Below are 22,309 nucleotides of genomic sequence, written 5' to 3'. Positions count from 1 at the left end.
GATCTTCGCGGTCCAGCCCGGGAGCGGCGCGGTGCGGGCGGTCGCGGTCGCCGGCCCGGTGAAACGCACCGCCGGGGGACCGGCGGGGTGGGGGTGGGGGGGCCACCCCCCCTTTCGGTGGGTTAAACAACTGTGTTTGGGGGGCGGGGCCGCCCACCCCCCCCCCCCCCCGCCCGGGCGGCGGTGCGGGCCTGTTTCTCGAATGCCGGACAGCTGTGTATCTCCATCGAGCGGATCTACGTGGAACGTGCGGTGGCCGGCGAGTTCACCGAGAAATTCGTCGCGGCCGTCGAAGCCGCGAAACTGGGCGCCGCCTACGACAATTCGGCAGATATCGGATCGCTGATCTCACCGGCGCAACTGGAGACCGTCACCGAGCATCTCGCCGACGCCACCGCCCGGGGCGCCCGGGTGCTCACCGGCGGTAAGCCCCGGCCCGATATCGGCCCGCTGTTCTTCGAGCCGACCGTGCTCACCGGCGTCACCGACGAGATGATCTGCGGCCGCGACGAGACGTTCGGCCCCTTGGTCGCCGTCTATCCGGTCGATTCCGTGGATGCGGCGGTCGCCGCCGCCAACGACACCGAGTACGGCCTGAACGCCAGCGTATGGGCGGCGACGACGGCCGAGGGGGAACGGATCGCCCGCCGGTTGCGTACGGGCACCGTATGCGTGAACGAAGGGTATGCCCCGGCCTGGGGTAGTACGGCCGCGCCGATGGGTGGTATGGGCGTCTCCGGTGTGGGCCGCCGGCACGGCCCCGGTGGCCTGCTGAAATTCACCGAACCCCAGTCGGTGGTGACCACCCGCTACCTGAACCTGGACCCGCCGCCCTTCATCCCGCCGGAGCTGTGGCAACGCGTTCTGATGACCATCGCCCGGGGGTTGAAGTTCGTGCCCGGGCGATGAAACACGCCGGGTGGTGTTCAGCCCCGGCCGCGTTTGCGGGCGGCCAGCGCGGCGGCCTCGGTCGCGCTGAGCCGGCGGGTGCGTAACAAGAACACCGCCGATTCCGCCGGTCGGCCGGCGCCGTCGGGTACCGGACCGGCGTCGGCGGGGACATCCACGGTCAGGTGGTCGCGTTCGAAACGCGTATAGGCCTGCGCACTCATCCACAGTTCCGTATGCCAGGCCAGGCGCCCGAACAGCGTATCGCCCTCGGCGGCCCGGAAATCGCGGATGGGCAGCCACCGCGGCGCCGGTTCGGCGGTGTCGTCGTCGGGCAGGTAGAGCAGGATGGGGCCGTGCTGTTCGATCAACTCGCGTAATGCGTTGCGGGCCCGGTCGGTCACCGCCACCCGGTCGCTGCGATAGGCCATCAGGAACTCCGTGCCGTGCCGCGGTACCGCGGGGCGACCGTACCGATCGGATGAAACATTTCGCTCCTCGCACATAGTCTCCGGCGCCGGCACCGGCCGGGCGCACCGATCCCGGCTCGCCGCAGCCCGGTATCCGGATCGCTTCTTCGCCAGCACTTTTGCGAACACATTCTTGCGTATCGCGTGTGCCGGCACGAGAGGGCGTCTATGGCCGGGCGAAAACGGTTGTGGTATGGCGAAAATCGCAAAGACGATCCGGAATCGCCGGCCGAGGCCGGCGACCACCGCCGGAGAGCCGCGGTGTCCGCTACTTCCGGATGAAGATACCGGCCAGATCGGCGCGTTCGATGGGGGTGTCCGCGTTGGCCTGAACGGTGCACAGACCGTCGACGGCGGCCATGGACAGGTCCACGTTCGTGCCGGTCGGTTGCTGTCCGTGCTGTTCCTCGAGGAACTTGGTGATGGTGATCCGCTTGGTTTCCTGATCCTGCTCCACGTACTCGCGGCACGGTGTATCGCCGCCTTTGTTCATCGCCTTCTCGATCTCGGTGCAACCTGCCAGCGCGAGCGCGGTAGCCGCGATCATCAGGCCGATCCCGGCTTTCGTGGCGTTCATCGACAATCCTCCTGGTGGCTCGGACAGGCGCCGCGCCTGTCCGGGACATACCCACCCTATGTCCGATGACGCGCCGTGTGACACGCGGCGCAATCCGACCGGGCGCGGTATGCAGGAAGGATGAGTTCATCGCAGGAATTCCGGTTCGGCGTGAATATGGGTGTTCCGCAGGCGCGCGACGAATGGGTGCGTAAATGCCGGCGGGCCGAAGCGCTGGGCTACGACGTCATCGGGGTGGCCGACCACCTCGGGCTCGCGCCGCCGTTTCCGGCGCTGGTGCTGGCCGCCGAGAACACCGAGCGGGTACGGCTGAACACCTTCGTCCTGAACGCCCCCTTCTACAACCCCGTCCTGCTGGCCAGGGAGGTCGCCGGGACCGACCGGTTCGTCGCGGGCCGGCTGGAGCTGGGCCTGGGTGCGGGCTATGTCCGCGACGAATTCGATTCCGCGGGCATACCGTTCGGGTCCGGTGCGAGCCGGGTCGCCCAGCTCGAGCAGACGATACGGACCCTGCGTGAGCTGTTCGCGGATCCCGCGTACCAGCCGCGGCCGGCCCGGCCCGGTGGTCCGCCGCTGCTCATCGGCGGCTGGGGAGATCGGCTGCTGACTCTGGCCGCCCGCTACGCCTCCGTGGTGGCGCTGACCGGAGCCGCGACCACGGCGGCCGGTCCGCTGCGCCTGGCCGGTCTCGCCGAGATCGACGAGCGCGTCCGTTTCGTCCGGGCGGCGCTGGGGGATCGCGCCCCGGAGGTGGAGCTGAACATCTTGGTGCAGACTGTGGCCCCGGCAGCGCGCCGTGCCGAGCTCCTCGACAAGTACGGCCCGGCGCTGGAGCCCGAGGTGCTCGCCGCGGTGGACGAGCTACCCACGGTGCTCATCGGCAGCCCGCGGGAACTCGCCGACCGGCTGCGTGCGAACCGGGAAAGGTTCGGCTTCGGCTACATCACGGTGCTGGAACCCGATCTGGAGACCTTCGCCGAGGTCATCGCCGAACTACGGTGAGCCGTCGCCCGCGTCGCCGGCCCCGGGTGGGGCCGCCGCGGCGAGGAATCCGCCGAGTCCGCCCAGTACCGAATCCACCAGCGTGGCCGGGGCGGTGCCGAGGAGGGTGGCGCGTTTGTCGAGGTGCCCGTCGAGCCACAGGGAGGCGAGCCCGTGGCCCAGTGCCCAGACCGTGAGCACCGTCGTTTCGGCCCTCTCGGGTGACAACTCGCCCGCGGCGACGCAGTCGTCGACGGCTGCGGCGAGTACCCCGAACGCCGCCTCGCCCGCCTCCTGGGCCTCGGGGTGTTTCTCCGGCTGCGACAGCTCGGGGCGGAACATCAGCCGGAAGTATGCCGGCTCGTCGCGGGCGAACCGGATGTAGCTCTGTTCCATCGCGACGAGTGCGGCCGCCGGCGAATCCGCGGTGGTACGCGCTTCGGTGAGCCGGTCCGCGAGCAGCCGGAAGCCCTGGGTGACCAGATCTGCCAGTAACGCGGCTCGGTCGGGAAAGTGGTGGTAGGGGGCCCCGGAACTGACACCGGCTTCCCGGGCGACCCGGCGCAGGCTCACCGCCGCGATGCCTTCGGTGTCGATGAGCCGCAGGCACGCGGTGAGCAGGGCGTCGCGGAGGGCGCCGTGATGGTAGGAGGTCCGGGTCACGTACTGAGGGTATGTGAGGTCCGGTGGGTAGCGGAAATAGGTCTGGACAGCGAATCTATGCAGTGCTTAGATAATCTGAGCGGCGTTCAGACGGGCGCCGGACCGAACCGGGTAGGTGGAGATGAACACACGAGTACTGGTCACCGGCGCGACGGGTTTCGTTGCCGGGCACGTCATTGTCGAACTGCTCGCGCACGGCTATGCCGTGCGCGCGACGGTTCGCGATCTCGCCGATACGACGAAGCGGGCGCATCTGGCCGACCATGCCGCGCGCACCGGCGCGGAACTGGAGTTCGTCGCCGCCGATCTGACCCGCGACGACGGCTGGGCCGCCGCGGTCGCGGGCTGCGCGCAGGTGCTGCATATCGCCTCACCCTTTCCGGCCGCGCCGCCCAGGGACGAGGGCGAGCTGATCCGGACCGCGGTCGACGGCACGCTGCGCGTGCTGCGGGCCTGCGCCGACGAACCCGGCGTGCGGCGCGTCGTGGTGACCTCCTCGCTCGCCGCCATCGCGCACGGGCACCGCGACGATGCCGTCCGCACCGAAGCCGACTGGACCGTCGTCGAGCGCAGCCCGGCGTATCAGCGCAGCAAGACGCTGGCGGAACGGGCCGCATGGGACTTCGCCGGCGCGCTGCCCGCGGCCCGCGGGTTCGAGCTCGTCGTCGTGAATCCCGGGATGGTGCTCGGCCCGCTGCTGGGCCCGGAGGTGAGTACCTCGCACGAACCGGTGCGGCGGCTGCTGTCCGGCGCGGCGCCCGGGGTGCCGCGAGTGGGCTGGTCGCCGGTGGATGTGCGGGATCTCGCGGTGGCGCACCGGCTCGCGCTGGAGACGCCGCAGGCGGCCGGGAAGCGATTCCTCTGTGCCGGTGCGCATCTGTGGATGGGGGAGATGGCCGAAATCCTGGCTGCGGAGTACGGCCCGCAGGGTTTCGAGGTCCCGACCAGGCCACTGCCCGATCTCTTGGTCCGTGCCGTGGCACTCTTCGACCGGGGTCTGCGGCTGACGGTCCCGACGCTGGGGCGCGTCGAACGGGTGAGTGCCGAGCGCGCCCGGCGCGAACTGGGGTGGTCCATGAGGCCCGTCGAGGAGACCATCCGCGACACCGCCGAGAGTTTGCTGCGGCACGGCGTCGTGACCCGGCCGGGTGGACCGGCGGCGAGGGTGTCCGGTCGTGCCGTCTCGGCCCGGTCGTGACGTCGAGGAGGTTGTCGTGCTGGTGGCATCTGTGGTGATCGCCCTCGGCGCTCTGGTCCGCCGGAGTCGTGCGGGGCGCCGGGCCCGCGGCCCGGAACCGCTTGGGCCGCGCCCGAATTCGTCCGGGGGATCGCTCGTCATAGTCGGCGTGGAGAATTGAGGTATATATCACGCCACCTGGGTTGTCGATCGGACCGTCGGCGCCGGCTCGCGTCGATATCAGGTACCCTAAGTTACAGGTAAAAGGTGTCTGTCAGGATCGACGACGACCCCGGCACGAACAGACGAGGAACGCAATGACGCGGCATGTCGACGTATTGATCATCGGTGCCGGGCTGTCCGGTATCGACGTGGCCTGTCACCTGGAGAAGGAGAACACCGGGCGCAGCTACGCGATCTTGGAACGCCGGACGGCCATCGGCGGTACCTGGGACCTCTTCCGGTACCCGGGCATCCGGTCCGACTCCGATATGTATTCCTTCGGCTACGGTTTCCGGCCCTGGCGCGGCACGAAAATGCTGGCCGACGGCGCCGGGATCCGCCGGTACATCGAGGAGACCGCCGACGAATACGGCGTCACCCCGCATATCCGGTTCGGGCGCAAGGTCGTCTCGGCGAGCTGGTCGAGTGCCGACAACCGGTGGACCGTCCGGGCCGTCGAGGAGGAAACCGGAACCGAGGAGACCTGGACCAGTTCCTTCCTCGTCGGCTGCACCGGCTACTACGACTACGACAACGGGTACCGGCCGTCGTTCCCGGGCGAAGAGAACTTCACCGGGCAGATCGTGCACCCGCAGCACTGGCCCGAGGATCTGGACTACCGCGGCAAGAAGGTCGTGGTGATCGGCAGCGGCGCCACCGCCATCACGCTGGTGCCGTCCATGGTCGACGCGGCGGCGCATGTGACGATGGTGCAGCGGTCGCCGACGTATATCGCCTCGATCCCCGCCGAGGACCCGGTCGCGGTCGGGTTGACGAAGGTCAAATCCCCCGCCGGTCTCACTTACCACGTGGGCCGTGCCCGCAATATCGCCGTCCAGCAGGCCAGCTACCAGTTGTCGCGCAAACAACCGGCGCTGGCGCGGAAACTGTTCCTGAATTGGGTGCGGCTGGCGGTCGGCCCGGATATCGAGATGCGGCATTTCAGCCCGCGGTACGCGCCGTGGGATCAGCGGCTGTGCGTGGTGCCGGACGGCGATCTGTTCAAAGCGCTGCGCCGCGGACAGGCCTCGATCGTCACCGACACCATCGACACCTTCACCGAGAACGGGATCCGCGTCTCCTCCGGCGAAGAGATCGAGGCCGATATCGTCGTCACCGCCACCGGGCTGCGCATCCAGATCCTGGGCGGCGCCACCCTGGATGTGGACGGCGAACCGGTGGTGACCCGCGACCGGGTCATGTACAAGGGCTCGCTGCTCGACGGCGTGCCGAACGCACTGATGGTGCTCGGATACACCAACGCCTCCTGGACCCTGAAGGCCGATCTGGCCGCGGGATATTTCTGCAAGGTGCTCAACCGGATGCGGGACCGCGGCTATACGCGGTTCGAGGTGAACGCCCGCGATACCGACCGGTCCGAGGTCTCGGTGATGGGCGGCGCGCTCAGTTCCGGTTATATCCAGCGCGGCGATTCGGTGATGCCGCGCCAGGGCACCGGCGGGCCGTGGAAGGTGGTCAACAGCTACTTCCGGGACCGCGCCTATCTGCGCAAGAGCCCCATCGAAGACGGCATCCTGACCTTCACCGACCGCGACGGCCGGAAGATCACGGGTTCCCGTGCTCCGGCCCGCGGCGCCGTGGGCCGGCTCCCGCTGATCGGATCGCGGTCGGCCTGACCCGCCCGATATCGGTATTCGGTCGTCGTGCCGGACCGGGCGGGTGGTTCCGGACACGGTCCGGTCGACGCCGCGTTGCCGGGCCCGGCGTCGGAGGTGGCGGTGCTACCGCGGGGATCGGCGGCCGGCTGGGTAAGTTGGTCCTATGACCGAGCGGTTGGTGATCGTCGGCGGTGATGCGGCCGGCATGTCGGCGGCCGCGCAGGCCCGCCGGTACCGGGACGCCGGCGACCTCGAGATCGTGGTCTTCGAACGCGGGCATTTCACCTCGTACTCCGCCTGCGGAATCCCGTATTGGGTCGGTGGTCAGGTCCGGGAACGGGACCAGTTGATCGCGCGCACCCCCGCGGAGCACCGGGCCCGGGATATCGATGTCCGGTTACGCAGCGAGGTCGTCGAACTCGATATCGCCGGCGGCCGTGTACGCAGTCGCGACCTGGCGACGGGCGCCGAAACCTGGACCGGCTACGACCAACTCGTCCTCGCCACCGGCGCCCGGCCGATCCGGCCGCGGCTGCCCGGTATCGACGCGCCGGGCGTGCACGGCGTGCAGACCCTCGACGACGGCGAGGCACTCATCGCGACCCTGGCCGCGACCACCGGCCGGCGCGCCGTAGTGGTCGGTGCCGGTTATATCGGGGTGGAGATGGCGGAGGCGCTGATCCGCCGCGGATTCGACGTCACCGTCGTGCACCGCGGCGCGGAACCGATGTCGACGCTGGACCCCGATATGGGAGCCCTGGTGCGGACGGCGCTGGACGGCCTGGACGTCAGGGTGGCCGGCGAGCGCGAGGTCACCGCGATCCGGACCGGCCGGGACGGGCGGGTGCGCGCCGTGGTGGCCGGGGACAGCGAGTATCCGGCGGATGTGGTGGTGCTGGGGATCGGGGTGACCCCGGAAACCGGTCCGGCCCGGGACGCGGGGCTACCGATCGGCGAACACGGTGGGCTGCTGACCGATTCGGCCCTGCGGGTACAGGGCCACGACCATATCTGGGCCGGCGGCGATTGTGTGGAGGTGCTCGATCTCGTTTCCGGGATGCGCCGCCATATCGCACTCGGTACCCACGCGAACAAACACGGCCAGATCATCGGCGCCAATATCGGTGGCGGCTACGCGACCTTCCCCGGGGTGGTGGGTACCGCCGTCAGCAAGGTCTGTGATCTGGAGGTGGCGCGAACCGGGTTGCGGGAGAAGGACGCCCGGGCGGCGGGTCTGCAGTACGTCACCGCGACCATCGAATCCACCAGCCGCGCCGGATACTATCCGGACGCGGCCCCGATGACGGTCAAGATGCTGGCCGAACGGCTCACCGGGCGGTTGCTCGGCGTGCAGATCGTCGGGCGCGAGGGCGCCGGAAAGCGGGTCGATATCGCGGCGGTCGCGCTGACCGCGGGCATGACGGTGGCGCAGATGACCACACTGGATCTCGGCTATGCCCCGCCGTTCTCGCCCGTCTGGGATCCGGTGCTGGTGGCGGCACGCAAAGCCGTGCGGGCGGTAGAGGAGCGCGGATGATCATGTTCGCCGGGGCACCGCGTACTATCCTCGATCGTCAGAACGGAACGGGTCGAACGAAGGGGGGCGGTGTGCGGACTCGTGAGATCCGGGTCGGGGGGCGCCGGAAACGACTGGTGAGGGCGGCGGCCGGATGAATCGGGACGTGAATGCCGGGGGTGGCGAACCGGGTGACATTCTCGACGCGGTGACCGAACCCATGCCGGCGATCCGGGACACTCTCGACACCCGCCGCCGTGCCGCGGCGCAGGAACGCACCGTGCCGCGCCAGTCCGTGGCGCCGGGCATCCACCGGGTGGCGCTGCCCGACGACGCGCTCGCCGAAGTGGTCTGCGTGCACTGCGGCACCCAGGGGCGGGGCCCGCGGTGCCCGGTCTGTGATCACCCGCACCGGCTCCAGGACCGATTCGAGGCCGATCTCGGCGTGGCCGGCCTGGTGACCGACCGCGGCATCGTGCATGCCCGTAACGAGGACGCGGTGGCGGCCGCGGTGGTACCCGACGACAGCGGACAGCCGGAGACCATCGTGCTGGTGGTCTGTGACGGTGTCTCCTCCTCCCCTGATCCCCAGGCCGCCTCCGGAACCGCCGCGCGGACCGGTGTCGATGCCTGCCTGGCGGCGCTGGCCTCCGACCGGACCGCCGAGGAAGCGACGGCCGCGGGGATGGCGGCCGCCTCCGAGGCGGTGCGTAATCTCGTCGGCCCGGACGGGGACGCGCCGTCGTGCACCTACGTGTCGGCCATCGTCCGCACCGAGGACTGCGGCCGGGTCTCGGTCACCGTGTCGAATATCGGCGACAGCCGTGCGTACTGGCTGGCCGCGGGGGAGACCGCGGTCGAACAGCCCGCCCGCCCCGGGCACCCCGGCCCGTTGACCGGACCGCAGAAGCTCACGGTGGACGATTCGTGGGCGCAGACGCTCATCGAGGCCGGCGCCATGGACGAGCGCAGCGCCATGGCCGATCCCCGCGCGCACACCCTGATGCGCTGGCTGGGTGCCGACGCCGGGCAGCAGCCCTGGTCCGGGGACAGTATTCGCACCTATTTCGTGGAAGGCCCGGGCGCCCTGCTGCTGTGCACCGACGGTCTGTGGAACTATCTGCCGGGCCCGGTCGAGCTGGCGCAGCGCGCGCTCGGCGTGCCCACCGCAGAGGGCGCACGCGCGCTCGTGGATTACGCGGTCGTCTGCGGCGGCAGCGATAACATCACGGTGGCTCTGGCGCCGATTTCCGGCGGCAGGTGAGGAATTTCCCGGAGTGGGCTAATTCCGGGCAATCGGGCCGGCCGGTGAATCGGCGGTCGCTCGGGCGGTGCGGACACGCGGACATCTGCGTGTCCGCTGTGTTTGCAAGAGTGCGAAGCCGGGTACAAGTCCGGAAAGCCGGTGTGGCCAGCGGGGCCGCACAGGGTGAGTACGTACGCACCTACCGCAAGGAGGTTCGTCATGAAGGGTGGCCTTTCCGCCGCTCCCGGAACAACCATGGTCACCACGAATCATGAGGTCATCCGCCAGTGGGCCCAGCGGCGCGGTGCCAATCCGGCGACCACGCCGGGTAGTGAGTACAACGGCGAAGTGGGCGTCCTGCGCCTGGACTTCCCGCACTACGGCGGCGCCGTGCTGCAGCCGGTCAGCTGGGCCGACTGGTTCGCAACCTTCGATGCGCGCAAATTGAGCTTCCGCTACCAGGAACTCCGTGCGGACGGCACCCCGAGCAATTTCTTCCGCCTGGAGCACGCGCGCGATATCTGACAGTGAGTCATTTCACTCCGGGGGTTTACTTTGCGGGCTATCCGGCTATCCGTATAGCCGGAAGGTTGCTCGAGAAAACTGAGTAGCGGGCTGTCGCGTCGGTTTGGGGATGCGAAACCCGCGCCGCGGCACGCCACGTGTGTCTGCAAGGGATTGAAAAATTGAGCGCGAACCTGATGATCGTTGAAGACGACGACCGGGTCCGGGGTGCGTTACGCCTGGCCATGGAGGACGAAGGCTACGACGTCGCGGAGGCCGAGGAAGCCGAGGCCGCGCTCAGCCATCTGCGGACGATCGGCGTGCCCGATGTGATGATCGTCGATCTGATGCTCGGCGGGATGGACGGGTTCACCTGCATCCGGGAAATTCGCCGTGATCACGATGTGCCCATCATCGTGGTGAGCGCCCGGGACGACACCCACGACGTGGTGGCCGCCCTGGAAGCCGGTGCCGACGATTTCGTCACCAAACCGTTCGAAATCAAGGAGATCACCGCGCGGATGCGTGCCCTGCGCCGGCGGGCGCGGCTGGTGGTCGAACGTGAAGCACCCATCGAGGTGGTCCTGGACGCCGACCCGGCCGCACCGCTGATCCTGTCGCCGGAGGGCGGCGCGGTCCGCCGCGGCGACGAAGAAATCAACCTCACCATCACCGAATTCCGGCTGCTGTGCGAACTCGCCGACGCGCCGGGCCGGGTCCTGAGCCGCGACGTGCTGCTGGAACGCGTATGGGACCGCGGTTTCTTCGGTGACGAACGTATCGTGGACGTCCATATGCGCAGGTTGCGCACCAAAATCGAGCGTGACCCCTCCGATCCGCGGATCGTGGTCACCGTCCGGGGCCTCGGTTACCGGCTGGACGTACAGCGCTGAACGATGGTCACCGTAGCGAGCACGGCCCGGGTCGACCGCGATCCGGGGCATTGGAGCCTGCGCAGCCGGGTCACCACCGCCTTCGCGGCGTCCTCCGGTCTGATGGCGCTGGTTCTCGTCCTGGCGGTATTCGCCGTGGTCAGCGATGAGAACCGGACATTCGGCGAACGGCTGCACAATCGGCCGGCCCTACTGGCCGGTTGTGCGCTGGCCGCGGCCCTCGTCGGTGCCGCCGTAGGGGTCTGGGTGGGCCGCCGGATGCTCAAACCCCTGCGTGATGTCGCTGAGGCGGCCGCTCGCATCGCCTCGGGCGAACTGGAGACCCGATTGCCGGACAGCAATGACCAGGATCTTGCCAGTACGGTCGCCTCCTTCAACCGGATGGTCGAGTCGCTGCAGCGGCGGATCGAACGCGAACACCGGCTCTTCGGCGATGTGAGCCACGAGTTGCGCACCCCGCTCACCACCCTGACCACCGCGGTGGGGGTGCTGGAGCGGTCTCGCGACGAGCTGCCGCCGCGGTCGCGCCGGGCGCTGGACCTGGTGAGTGCCGAAGTGGAACATCTGCGCCGCCTGCTCGACGATCTGCTCGCGCTGGCGCGGGTGGAGGCAGGTATGCATCACGGTGACGTAGATCCCGTCTCGGTGGGGGATCTGCTGGTCCACACCTTGCGTGACAGTCACCGGCCGGCCGAGCTGCTCACCGTGGCCGACCCCGTCACCGTGCTGGGCCGTAAACTCGAACTGGAACGCGCTCTGCTGAATGTGCTGAAAAATGCCGACCGCCACGGCGGAGGCGCCGTGGCCGTGACGGTGCGGCGGGACGGGGACGAGGCGGTCATCGAGGTCGATGACGCCGGTCCCGGAGTCGCGCCGGCCGACCGCGACCGAATCTTCGAACGTTTCGCGACTTCCCGTAGCGGCCGCCGCTCCGCCACCGGCGGGACCGGTATCGGTCTGGCGCTCGTCGCCGAGACCGTGGCCACGCACCGCGGCCGGGTCGAATGTACGGAACGCCCCGGTGGGGGCGCCCGTTTCGTCATCCGGCTTCCTGCCATCGAGCGAGAGGGGCGTCATCAGCCTGTAACACAACCGTAAAAAACTCGACCGGGCTACCTCAAAGTTGGTTCGTAAGCCTGGGAAAGTACTGCAAGCAGACATCGGAGTTGTATGTCTCTACATACTGAGTCACCGCAGACCGCCGGTTCGACCGGCACGCAAACCGCCGGTTCGGCCGGCACCCAGACCGCCGCCGGCGCCGGTTCGTCCGCCGCAACCGATGCGGAGCCCGCCAGTACCGGCGTGAGCCTGCGCGCACCGCGGATCACCGACGCCGCGCGATTGTGGCAGATCGCGGACGAGTCGCAGGTTCTGGACGTCAATTCGAGCTATTCCTACCTCCTGTGGTGCCGGGATTTCGCCGCCACCTCGGTGGTGGCCGAAAGCGACGGCCGCGTGGTCGGCTTCGTCACCGGCTACCTGAGACCCGATGCGCCCGGCACCCTGTTCGTCTGGCAGGTGGCCGTGGACGCCGATCAGCGTGGCCGCGGCACCGGGGTCGCCATGCTGGATTGGCTGGTCGCCACCGTGACCGCCCCCGGCCACCCGGCCGGCGGTGCAGTGAACGCGCTGGAAACCACCGTATCCCCGGACAACCCTGCCTCGATCGCCATGTTCGCCTCGCTGGCCCGCCGCCGCGGCGCCGATATGGTGCGCAGCGTCCTGTTCGAACCGGATGTGTTCCCGGACAGTCACGCCGCCGAGGACCTCTACACCATCTCCCCGATCGCCCGCAAAAACGAAAGGGATCACTGATGATTACCCCTGAAACGACGATCTTCGACGACCTGGAATCCAATGTCCGCGGTTACTGCCGTTCCTGGCCCACGGTTTTCGAAACCGCGCAGGGCGCCTGGCTGCGGGACGAAAACGGCCGGGATTTCCTCGATTTCTTCGCCGGCGCGGGCGCATTGAACTACGGCCACAACAATCCGCTGCTGAAATCGGCGCTGATCGATTATCTCGCCGGCGACGGCATCACCCACGGCCTGGATATGTCCACGGTGGCCAAGCGGCAGCTGCTGGAAACCGTGCGCGATACCGTGCTGGCGCCGCGCGGCCTGGATTACAAGGTGCAGTTCCCCGGGCCGACCGGCGCGAATGCGGTGGAGGCGGCGCTGAAGCTGGCCCGTAAGGTCACCGGCCGGCAGACCATCCTCAGCTTCACCAACGCCTTCCACGGAATGACGCTGGGCGCTCTCTCGGTGACCGGTAACGCGATGAAGCGTGCGGGTGCGGGTGTGCCGCTCAACCATGCGACGCCGATGCCCTACGACGGCTACTTCGACGGCACCACCGCGGATTTCCAGTGGATGGAGCGGGTGCTCGACGATTCGTCGTCCGGCCTGGACCGTCCGGCCGCCGTGATCGTGGAAACCGTACAGGGCGAGGGCGGCGTGAATCTGGCGCGCGCCGAATGGCTGCGCCACCTGGCCTCGCTGTGCGCCGCGCGCGGCATCCTGCTCATCGTCGACGATGTGCAGATGGGCTGCGGCCGTACCGGCCCGTTCTTCTCCTTCGAGACTGCGGGGATCACCCCCGATATCGTGACCCTGTCCAAGTCGATCGGCGGTTACGGCCTGCCGATGGCGCTGGTGCTGTTCAAGCCGGAACACGATGTGTGGTCACCGGGTGAGCACAACGGCACCTTCCGTGGTAACAATCCGTCCTTCGTGACGGCGCGGGTGGCGCTCGAGCAGTATTGGTCCGATGATGTATTGGAGAAGTCCACCGGCACCAAGGGTAAGCGGGTGGCCGCGGCGTTGAACGATATCGCCGTGGCCGTACCGGGAATCTCCACTCGGGGTCGCGGCCTGGTGCACGGCCTGGTCTTCGACGACGCCTCGCAGGCGGGCAAGGTCTGCCAGGTCGCGTTCGAGCGTGGCCTGCTGGCCGAGACCTCCGGAGCGTCGGACGAAGTGGTGAAACTGCTGCCGCCGCTGACCGTCACCGAGGACGAACTGGACCACGGTCTGCGCATCCTGGGTGATGCCGTCGAAACCGTCTGCAGCTGAGAGGAAAACCAGAATGATCGTACGCACCACCGACGAGATCACCGGCACCAGCCGCGATGTGGGTGCCGAAGGTTGGCGGAGCAAGCGGATCGTGCTGGGCGGTGATGGGGTCGGCTTCTCGTTCCACGAGACCACCATCGAAGCCGGCACCACCCACGTCTTCCACTATCAGAATCATGTGGAAGCGGTCTGGCTGGTCGAGGGCGAAGGCACCCTCACCGACCTGACGAACGACCGCACCTACGACCTCGCCCCGGGCACGATGTACCTGCTCGACGGACACGAGAAGCACGAGGTGCGGACACGGACACGGATGCGGATGCTGTGCGTGTTCAATCCTCCTGTCACGGGGCAGGAGGTGCACGACGAGAACGGCGTTTATCCGTTGATCGCCGTTCCGGCCGACTGAGAGGAAGGACGAACGACGTTGTTACACAATCGGATCGATCGCTATCCGACCAGAACCGCCGAGCCGCTGCCGCTGCAGGAGCGACACGACGCGACGGTGTGGGGCCGGATCGGCAACGCGGAGCTGGCTGCGTTCGATACCGACGGTTACGCGATTCTGGATCGATTGCTCAGCCCCGAGGAGGTGGCGGAATACGCCGCCGAGATCGAGCGGCTGGCAAACGATCCGGACTTGCGGGGTGACGACCGGCTCATCGTGGAGAAGACGTCGCAGCAGGTGCGCTCGGTATTCGAGGTGCACAAGCTGAGCCCGGCGGTGGCAGAGCTGGTGCGCGAATCGCGGGTGGCGGATCTGGCCCGCCAGGTTCTGGGTTCGGATGTGTACATCCACCAGAGCCGGGTCAACTACCTGCCCGGATTCGGCACCGGTTTCTACTGGCATTCCGATTTCGAGACCTGGCACGCCGAGGACGGAATGCCGGCGCCGCGGGCGGTGAGCCTGTCCATCGCGTTGACGGATAACTACCCGTACAACGGTAGCCTGATGGTGATGCCCGGATCGCATCGCACGTTCGTGCCGTGCCAGGGTGAAACACCGGCCGATCACTACCGTGAATCGCTGCGTGAGCAGGAGATCGGGGTACCGAGCAAGGCCGATATCACCGAGTTGGCCCATAAGTACGGGATCGAGCAGTTCACCGGCCCGGCCGGGTCGGCGCTGCTGTTCGATTCCAACATCATGCACGCGTCGGCGAACAACATCACGCCGTTCCCGCGGTCGAATATCTTCCTGGTGTTCAACAGTGTGGAGAACACTTTGGAGGAGCCTTTCGCCGCACCGGCGCGCCGGCCGGCTTATATCGCCAGCCGCGAATACACGGCGGTATAGGAGGGACGTCCCGCCCCATGGCGACGGGGACGAATCCGGCAGGGTTCGTCCCCGTTGTCGTGTCCGGATCAATGGCGCCGTGGAGCCGGCCGGTGATGTTCCGGCTTCCCGGTATCGTGAAGCCGGTGGTACAGCGTGAGCCATGCCGCCGGGGGCACCAGCCCGACGGGAAGGTCGGTGGCGATACCGGCGGCCGCGCAGGCCGCGGTCACGGCCCGGGTGGGATGCGCGCGCCGCAGTGAGGCGGCGAGTGATCCGCCGACCCCGGAGAAGCCCAGTTCCACCATCCTGCGGTATTCCGGACCGCAGCGTGCCGGGAGCAGCGGGACCCGGCGGCGCACGAGGTGCAAGATCGCCCCGTCCACCTTCGGCACCGGAAAGAATTCGTCCCGGCCGATCCGTTCGCCCAGCGCCGGTACCGAATCCGGCCAATGGGTGATGGTCAATTTGGACCAGCGCCCGTAATCGCCACTGTGCTTCCGGGCGAATTCGTATTGTGTGAGCAAGGTGGCCGAGGTGAGCCGGGGCGCGGCGAGGCACCAGCGCACGATATCCGTGCTCGCGCCGAACGGGATGTTGGCGACCACGGCGAACGGCTGCGCCGGCGGCCGGACCGCACGGAAATCGGTGTTCACGATGCGAATCCGGTCGTCCGCGGCATATCGCGCGGAAAGCCGCCGGGCATAATGCGGATCCTTCTCGTACGCGACCACATGCCCGGCGCGACGGATCAGATGACGGGTGAGCATACCGTCGCCGGGGCCGATCTCCAGCACGAGATCGCCGCGGCCGATATCCGAGGCCGCAACGATCCGCCGGGCCGTAGCCGGGTCGGTCAAGAAATTCTGCGACAGCCGTTTGCGGGTCGCGGGCATACGAGAACGCGGGCGGGACATGGGTTCCTCCGAAGGAGTGGGCCGAATCGAGGTGCGCTGATTCGCCCGGACCCATGCCGGGGCAGTGAGCGGCGCGGAATGCGCCGAGAAAACGCGACGAGTGACCGGTCGAGGGACCGGAAACATCTACGGCCGGTGAGTCCCGGGGCGGGGACTCAGCGGCCGCTTGGTCAGCGGAGTGTGGGGTGCGCCGGCAGAGTCCGAGCTGCCGTGCGCGGGCGGATGATGTACGCGTCGCCCGCGCACACTCCGCCGATGCACAAAGTTCCCATGCCGGTCACCTTAGGGAAAATTCGGCATTCCCGTCCAAGGGTTTTTCGGAGGCTGGAGCCGGAGGGAACCGCGGAGTCATCGAGTGGCGGCCGGTACACGCTCGGTGACCTCGCACTGTTCATCCGGCGTGACGACGGCGGGCCCGGTGTCCGGCAGCAGGACGATCCGCGCCGCCGGCTGCCCGTTGTCCTCGGTACCGCCGGTGACCGCCGCGGCCGGCTCCGGGGCCGGGGCGGCAGGATTGCTGCGGTAGCTCCGGCTCAGGTTGCGGTAGTGCCTGCTGCCGAGGGCGTATGCCGTGAACAGCAGCCCGAGTATGCCGAGCAGGACGAAGACCAGCGCCATCCCGCGGGCTTCCCCGGTGCCGAACCAGTCGCCGATCCACCGGGCTCCCGGGCCGCCGGTCATGAACGGGATGAAGAAGAACTGCGCCAGCGGGCTGATCAGGAATGCGGTGAGCGGTGCGGCGGCCTGTTCCACACTCTGCGCGAATCCGAAGACCCGGCCCTGCCGCTCGAAGGGGACGACCTTCTGCAGGACGGTCTGTTCGGCGGCTTCGGCGAACGGCATGAGCACCATGAACACCGCCATACCAGCCACCAGCAGCAGCACCGAATCCCGCAGCGGGAACACCACCATGACCGCCCACAACGCGAGATTGACGAGCAGGATCAGCCGCACCGGATTCGACGAGGTGCCGACCCGGGCGACCAGCAGCCCGCCGACGATCATCACCGCGCTGAGGCCACCCCAGATGATGCCCCAGGCCTGCACCGACATCATCGACAGCGCGTACGGGTCCATCAGCGCCATCAGGCCACCGAACAGCAGATTGTTCAACGCGGTGAAGGCGATCAGCGGGATCATTCCGGGGATACCGCGAATGATGCGGACCGTACCGCGCAGGTCGACACGCTTCGGTTCCCCCGCGGCGGCGGCCCGGGCGAGGGTATCGGGCAGGGCCAGGCGTTGCAGGTGCACGACGGCGACGGTGAGCACGACCACGGCCATCACCAGCACACCCAGCATTCCGTTCCAGCCCACCAGCAGGGCGCTGGCGACCGAGGTGGCCAGCTGCGACAGCCCGGAGGTCGTCCCGACCAGGCCGTTGGCCCGATCCCGGTGCCGCGCCTCGAACATTGCGGTGACCACGGTCGGCAGCGCGATCGTGCGCAGTCCGCCGGTGATCACCCCGGCCATCAGCAGGACGATCAGCAGCCACAGCCGGACACTAGCCGGGTCCCGCCATTCCGCGGCGGGCGTGATCAGGTAGAACAGCAGCGCGACCGCGTAGATCCCGAGGGAGACCAGCGCGGACGCCTGCATCACGGTTTTCTTGCGGTGGTGGTCGACGATACTGCCGAACCACACTCCGGTCCCGGCCATGGCGACCAGGAAGATCCCGGCGATCGTGCCGGTGGCGAATACGGACCGGGTCTGCAGATACACGAAGAACGTGATCCCGAACCACACGGTGAAGTTGATGAAGGAGACGAGCAGAACGTTCACCAGGAGCTGGGCGAATGTCCGGACAGTGGGGTCGGCGAGGTCGAGGCGGGTCCGGAGGTCCTCGGCGGGCCGGTTCGGGGCTTCCATACTCATGAACTCAACAACCTCGACAATGGTTCAGGTCAAGTGACCTGGCGGGCACGTATCACCTTGGACGCCGGTCGCCGGCGAAACTCATCGGAGCACGGGCCCGGCGCTGTCGGAGGGCAGCCGTCCGGCCCGCTTCGCTGTGACGACGCGGTGCACCCGGCCCAGGTTCCGTGGCCGGAAGCGTCCGCGGATCAGGGCCTACGCGCGAGACAGCGTTTCGCCGCGGGTTCCGGCTGCGGCCCGGACCGCCCGGGCGGAGGCTCGGTGATCCGGGTGGTTGCGGATATCCTCACCGAACAGGGCCACGGATTCCACCGATTTTCCGGCCCGGCGGGTGTCAGCGCTGTGTTCCGGTGAGTGATTCGGCGGGGGAGGGCCGGGCGGCGGTCGCGATGACCTCTTCGGCTACGGCTTGGGTCCGCCACATCCGGGCCTCGGCGACGGCGCCGCGGTCCTCCAGCAGCGCCGCCAGATCAGCCATGGCCGAGATCAGGCGCCGGCCCGCCGCGATCCGCCACCAGTGCTCTGCCGCTTCGGGATCGTCGTGGTGCAGCGACAGCGCGCCGAGGTCATAGATAGCGCCGAGATGACCGGCTCGGGCGGCCCGCGTCCACAGCAGATGGGCACGGTCGTCGTCGCCTTGGGCGTGGGCGACCGCGCCGAGGCAATGGAGCCGGTCGAGGTCGATATCCGCGGCCGCGGGGGACGGGTCGCCGGCGGGTATCGGGGCGAGCGAGTTGTCGGCGAGGGTATCGACGAGTGCCTGGTCGTCACGCGGGCCGGGGCCGGCCGGGTTCTGCTGTCCAGAAAGCAATGGGATGGGGGAGGGGTGTGCCGGGTGCTCGGGTGGAGCCGCGCGCCGGCGCGGTGGTTCCGCGCCGTAGTCGGTGATGCCGGCGTCGCGGATCACCGGGACCAGCCCGGTGAGTTCCGGGCTTGCGGCCCAGCCGTTTCCGGTAGCCGTGTCCCGAGACTCGTTGTCCTGAATACGGGACAGCACCGCCGTGCCGGTCAAGGGGTCGTCGTAGCCCGTGAAGTCGTCTATCGCCGCGCTCGCCGCCGCGGGTCCGGTGACGATGGCGGCGTCCGGTGCGCCGGCCGGTGCCGGCGCGGAAAGATCGATATCGGCGAAACTGCAGGGAATGCCCTGGTCATCACCGTCGTCCTCCGCGGACACCGGACCGCGAGTGGGCGTGGCGTCTATCGAATTCCGGTCGGCCACCAGGGGAATGCTTTCGAAGCCGGTTGCCGGGGGCGTTGCGAAATCGGGTACGGCGGGTACTGTTCCCGCATCGCCGCGGACGCCGGCGGTACGGAATTCGACCACGGGAAGTGCGGTGCCGGGATCATCCACGGCCGGTTCGTAGTGTGCGGCCCAGGGGTCGGTCTCGCCGGGGAGCGCCGCGCCGGAATCCGGCCGGCGATGGCGGTTGCCGGGGCGTTCCCCGGCTGTCGACACCACCGGGACGGCCCCGGGCGTGAACAACTGGGGATGCGGATCGAGCGGGGTGCTGCGGATCTCGATCACGAGGTCGGTGAAATGGGGTGGGCCCTCACCCATACTGCACCACAGCACGGTGCGGCCCGTCTCCGTGTGTTCGACGACGATCCCGTAGTTACCCGACCACGATTGCGGTTCACCGGCGCTGTTCGACCAGACCGGCGTGAGCGCGAACAGCGCGCCCGGTGCGTGCGCGACGAGATCGAAGGTTATGCCGCGTTCGAGCGCGTCGCGCCAGATATCGACCCCGGTCAGCTGCCGATGGTCCAGTTCGATACAGCCGTCGAGGACGGACAACCCGATCCCGACTCCGGCCAGCCCGGCCGGTGGTGTGGCGGAGAGCAGGGTGATGGTCAGCGCTGTCGCGGGCGCCGGCAACTGTTCGCTGTACATCGGGTACACGACGGCACCGTCGACATCGATCGGGTCGGCGCTGCGGTAGCGGGCGGCCAACGGGCGGCGCTGGGGCGCCGGGAGGGTGCCGGGCCGGGCCGCGGCGCGCGGCAGCCCCGTCAGCAACGGTGTGGCATCACGACGGCCACCCCGCAGGAATCTGGGTAGCTGACCGGCCCCGGCCACCGGCGCGTGCCGATCGGCCTGCGACGGAATGAATCCGGTCGCCGACGATACCGGATCGTGCATATCCTGCCCCGCCTTTCCCACCGCTCCGATTCACCCCGCAGCAATGCGGTGGCTATACCGTACTAGCCGGATCCGTCGCGCGGGGGCCGAACGGGACGACCACCCGCGCGAGGGCGGCGATATCGCGTTCGAGGGTCCGGAAGAGCAGGTACACCCCGGCGAAAGCGAGTGCGCTGCCGAGCAGTAGCACCCGTAACGCCGGAAGTACCCGGGCGACCTCGGCGCCGGGCAGGAAGGTCGCACCCGCCGCGCCGAGCAGCGGGACCGCCGCGGCCAGCAGCAGGAAGTAGGTGCTGCGCCGATCCAGTGCGCGCAACTGCCCGATATCGGCGCCCACCGGACCGCCCAGCGGCAGGAACGCGGGGTACAGCGACCGCACCGCGTAAGCGCCGACCAGGAAGTACGGATACGCCATCGCCATGGCGCCGCAGACGATCTGGGTACCGAAGAAATGCGCCGACGCCGCCACGCCCAGAGTGCTGCCGGAGGCCTGCACGGTGACCGGCACCGCGATACCGGTGATCGCCCACAGCACGAAACAGGTCAGCACGGTGCGGCTGCTCAGCAGCAGGGTGTCGCGGCGGGTGCGGGCCAGGGTGGCGGCGTCGTATATCCGGTTGTGCCGGAGTCCGCGCAGCACCGACCACAGATGTGCGATGAGGATATTCGTCACGGCGAAACCGATCAGGAACGCGAGGCCGTAGGTGATCGTCGCGACGCGCTGGAAGAGGTCGTGCGCCCGGTCGTCGAGGTCGTCGATGATGAGGATCCGGTTGTGGTAATAGCTGTACCAGATGGCGAGTGCGTTCGGGACCGCGATTGCCAGGAACATGATCGGATGCAGCAGGATCCGTGCCCGGCGGCGCAGGCTCGCCGCCGGGGGATCCACCAGCTCCCGGGCCCGCGGATCCAGGCAGATCTGCAGCTGCCGGGCCATATCGGCACCGTGCGCCCAGCGTCGCGCGGGGTCGGGATCGAGGGCGCGCACCAGCGTGCGGCGCAGGGCGGCCGGACAATCCGGCGGGAGGTCGGCGAAGGGCAGCGAACGGGCGCCCCGGTGGCGCAGTTCGAGCATGGCGTCGAGGGTGGTGCGGTCGCCCGGTGCCCGGTGTTCCGGGGCCGGTCGCGCCGCCTCGGCGTGGCCGGGTGCCGGTGCCGCGGCGGTGTCGTCGGGTGGACCGGCGGTTGCCGTTCCGAGGGTTACGGGGTGGTCTGTGGTGGTTTCGGGTGGCCCGCCGGCGGGGTCCGTCGCCGCGGCGGTGTCGTCGAAGGGGCGGTGGCCGGTGAGCAGTTCCCACAGCACCACGGCGAGTGCGTAGAGGTCGCTGCGGGTGTCGAGGTCCGCGGCCGTGTCCGGCAGAGCGGGATGGATCACGGCGAGTTGTTCGGGTGACATATAGGCCAGCGAGCCACCGAAATACGCCACCGGGCTCGAACCCGCCACATTGGCTCCGAAACTGATGTTGAAATCCGCGAGTTTCGGCACCCCTTCCGCGGTGAGCAGGATGTTCGCCGGTTTGATATCGCGATGCAGCACACCGGCCCGGTCCGCGTAGTCGAGGGCGCGGGCCAGCCGGATACCCAGCCAGGCCACGGTTTCCGGCCAGGACAGGTGCGAGATCTCGGTGCGGACGGCCGATTCGGCAGGGCGGATCTCGCCCTTGGCACTGAGTACCTCGTCGACGGCGTCGAGCAGCAGTGTGCCGGTGCGTCCGGCCGGCGCGGTTCCGCGGACCCGGGCGAGTACATTCAGCAGCGTCCCGCCGGGTACGTACTGCATGTACAGCAGCCGCAGCCGCGGTTGCGGCAGTACGTGCTGGTCGAAGACGCGCACGATGTAGTCGTGGTCGAGCTGGGCCAGCGTTTGCGGTTCGGTGCCGGAATCGGCGGAGATCTTCACCGCCACCAGCCGCTGCATCGTCCGTTGCCGGGCCAGGAAGACCTGGGCGAAGGCGCCGTGGCCGAGCAACGTGAGCAGATCGAAATCGTCGATCCGGGTACCGGCTTCGAGCTGCTGTACGGCTACCTCGTCGGTGGCCGCGGTACTGCCGAACCTGGTACTCCGGTATTCGCCGGTGGCGAGCAATTCGGCCAGCTGTGGCGCGTGTTCGGGATACTCGGCGGTGTACTCGGCTGGGTCGACGCGCCGGCCGGCGCGGCGGCGCGGGTGGTATTACACGTAGAAGAGATACGGGGGCAGCGGACGGTCGCGCACTTACGGGAATTCGGCGGCGTAGTCGGCGAGTCGTTTAGGGCCGTCGGCCCGGGACC

General features: G+C 68.6%; 19 protein-coding genes and 1 pseudogene. 13 read left to right on the top strand and 7 right to left on the bottom strand.

The features are described from left to right. Positions 1-171: 171 nt before the first annotated feature. A pseudogene (locus QH276_RS18530) lies at positions 172-909 on the top strand (aldehyde dehydrogenase family protein); the annotation flags it as partial. Positions 910-926: 17 nt separating this feature from the next. Here QH276_RS18530 and QH276_RS18525 read toward each other — a convergent pair. After that, on the bottom strand, positions 927-1,319 hold the full coding sequence (locus QH276_RS18525) for a DUF779 domain-containing protein (RefSeq protein WP_280400356.1): 393 nt from the start codon (positions 1,317-1,319) through the stop codon (positions 927-929). A 307-nt stretch (positions 1,320-1,626) separates the two neighbouring features. Beyond that, entirely contained in the window at positions 1,627-1,935 is a 309-nt protein-coding gene (locus QH276_RS18520) for a hypothetical protein (protein WP_280400355.1), read from the bottom strand. Between the two features lie 120 nt (positions 1,936-2,055). Here QH276_RS18520 and QH276_RS18515 point away from each other — a divergent pair, with 120 nt between their 5' ends. Beyond that, positions 2,056-2,937, top strand: a complete 882-nt coding sequence (locus QH276_RS18515; protein WP_280400354.1) for a TIGR03621 family F420-dependent LLM class oxidoreductase — start codon at positions 2,056-2,058, stop codon at positions 2,935-2,937. On the opposite strand, the gene QH276_RS18510 is transcribed toward QH276_RS18515, so the two are convergent. Continuing rightward, positions 2,929-3,579, bottom strand: coding sequence for a TetR/AcrR family transcriptional regulator (locus QH276_RS18510; protein WP_280400353.1), 651 nt, complete (start codon positions 3,577-3,579; stop codon positions 2,929-2,931). The genes QH276_RS18515 and QH276_RS18510 overlap by 9 nt on opposite strands. 121 nt (positions 3,580-3,700) lie before the next feature. On the opposite strand from QH276_RS18510, the gene QH276_RS18505 reads away from it, so the two are divergent. The 11 genes from QH276_RS18505 to thpD all read left to right on the top strand — a co-directional run bounded on the left by QH276_RS18505 (position 3,701) and on the right by thpD (position 15,127). Beyond that, positions 3,701-4,777: an SDR family oxidoreductase gene (locus QH276_RS18505; RefSeq protein ID WP_280400352.1), complete on the top strand. Its 1,077-nt coding sequence runs from the start codon at positions 3,701-3,703 to the stop codon at positions 4,775-4,777. A gap of 296 nt (positions 4,778-5,073) precedes the next feature. After that, positions 5,074-6,615: a flavin-containing monooxygenase gene (locus QH276_RS18500; protein ID WP_280400351.1), complete on the top strand. Its 1,542-nt coding sequence runs from the start codon at positions 5,074-5,076 to the stop codon at positions 6,613-6,615. Between the two features lie 145 nt (positions 6,616-6,760). Next, positions 6,761-8,134, top strand: coding sequence for an FAD-dependent oxidoreductase (locus QH276_RS18495; RefSeq protein ID WP_280400350.1), 1,374 nt, complete (start codon positions 6,761-6,763; stop codon positions 8,132-8,134). A gap of 187 nt (positions 8,135-8,321) precedes the next feature. Next, positions 8,322-9,377 carry a PP2C family protein-serine/threonine phosphatase gene (locus QH276_RS18490; protein ID WP_280400349.1) on the top strand — a complete coding sequence of 352 codons (1,056 nt, stop codon included), beginning with the start codon at positions 8,322-8,324 and terminating at the stop codon, positions 9,375-9,377. Between the two features lie 201 nt (positions 9,378-9,578). Then, on the top strand, positions 9,579-9,884 hold the full coding sequence (locus QH276_RS18485; RefSeq protein ID WP_280400348.1) for a hypothetical protein: 306 nt from the start codon (positions 9,579-9,581) through the stop codon (positions 9,882-9,884). 161 nt (positions 9,885-10,045) lie between these two features. Continuing rightward, a complete protein-coding gene (locus QH276_RS18480) occupies positions 10,046-10,756 on the top strand; it encodes a response regulator transcription factor (protein WP_280400347.1) in 711 nt (236 codons plus the stop codon). Between the two features lie 3 nt (positions 10,757-10,759). Further along, positions 10,760-11,854: a sensor histidine kinase gene (locus tag QH276_RS18475; protein WP_280400346.1), complete on the top strand. Its 1,095-nt coding sequence runs from the start codon at positions 10,760-10,762 to the stop codon at positions 11,852-11,854. 72 nt (positions 11,855-11,926) lie between these two features. Beyond that, the gene (gene ectA, locus QH276_RS18470) at positions 11,927-12,571 is read left to right on the top strand and encodes a diaminobutyrate acetyltransferase (protein WP_280400345.1); all 645 of its coding nucleotides are present in this window, start codon (positions 11,927-11,929) and stop codon (positions 12,569-12,571) included. Further along, positions 12,571-13,830 carry a diaminobutyrate--2-oxoglutarate transaminase gene (gene ectB, locus QH276_RS18465; protein WP_280400344.1) on the top strand — a complete coding sequence of 420 codons (1,260 nt, stop codon included), beginning with the start codon at positions 12,571-12,573 and terminating at the stop codon, positions 13,828-13,830. Before ectA ends, ectB begins: the two co-directional genes overlap by 1 nt. 13 nt (positions 13,831-13,843) lie before the next feature. After that, positions 13,844-14,239 carry an ectoine synthase gene (locus QH276_RS18460; RefSeq protein ID WP_280400343.1) on the top strand — a complete coding sequence of 132 codons (396 nt, stop codon included), beginning with the start codon at positions 13,844-13,846 and terminating at the stop codon, positions 14,237-14,239. Between the two features lie 18 nt (positions 14,240-14,257). After that, positions 14,258-15,127, top strand: a complete 870-nt coding sequence (thpD, locus tag QH276_RS18455) for an ectoine hydroxylase (protein WP_280400342.1) — start codon at positions 14,258-14,260, stop codon at positions 15,125-15,127. A 68-nt stretch (positions 15,128-15,195) separates the two neighbouring features. On the opposite strand, the gene erm is transcribed toward thpD, so the two are convergent. From erm to QH276_RS18435, 4 genes are all read right to left on the bottom strand, one after another. After that, positions 15,196-16,023, bottom strand: coding sequence for a 23S ribosomal RNA methyltransferase Erm (gene erm, locus QH276_RS18450; RefSeq protein ID WP_280400341.1), 828 nt, complete (start codon positions 16,021-16,023; stop codon positions 15,196-15,198). Positions 16,024-16,371: 348 nt separating this feature from the next. Further along, the gene (locus tag QH276_RS18445) at positions 16,372-17,898 is read right to left on the bottom strand and encodes an MFS transporter (protein ID WP_280400340.1); all 1,527 of its coding nucleotides are present in this window, start codon (positions 17,896-17,898) and stop codon (positions 16,372-16,374) included. 334 nt (positions 17,899-18,232) lie between these two features. Beyond that, positions 18,233-20,038, bottom strand: a complete 1,806-nt coding sequence (locus QH276_RS18440) for a hypothetical protein (protein ID WP_280400339.1) — start codon at positions 20,036-20,038, stop codon at positions 18,233-18,235. Positions 20,039-20,090: 52 nt separating this feature from the next. Further along, positions 20,091-22,124, bottom strand: coding sequence for a serine/threonine-protein kinase (locus QH276_RS18435; protein ID WP_432278799.1), 2,034 nt, complete (start codon positions 22,122-22,124; stop codon positions 20,091-20,093). Positions 22,125-22,309 lie beyond the last annotated feature (185 nt).

Source organism: Nocardia carnea (assembly GCF_029869215.1).
GTDB classification, from domain to species: Bacteria; Actinomycetota; Actinomycetes; order Mycobacteriales; family Mycobacteriaceae; genus Nocardia; species Nocardia carnea_B.
Note: the sequence above shows the minus strand (reverse complement) of the source record. Positions and strands in the feature narration are given on the sequence as shown.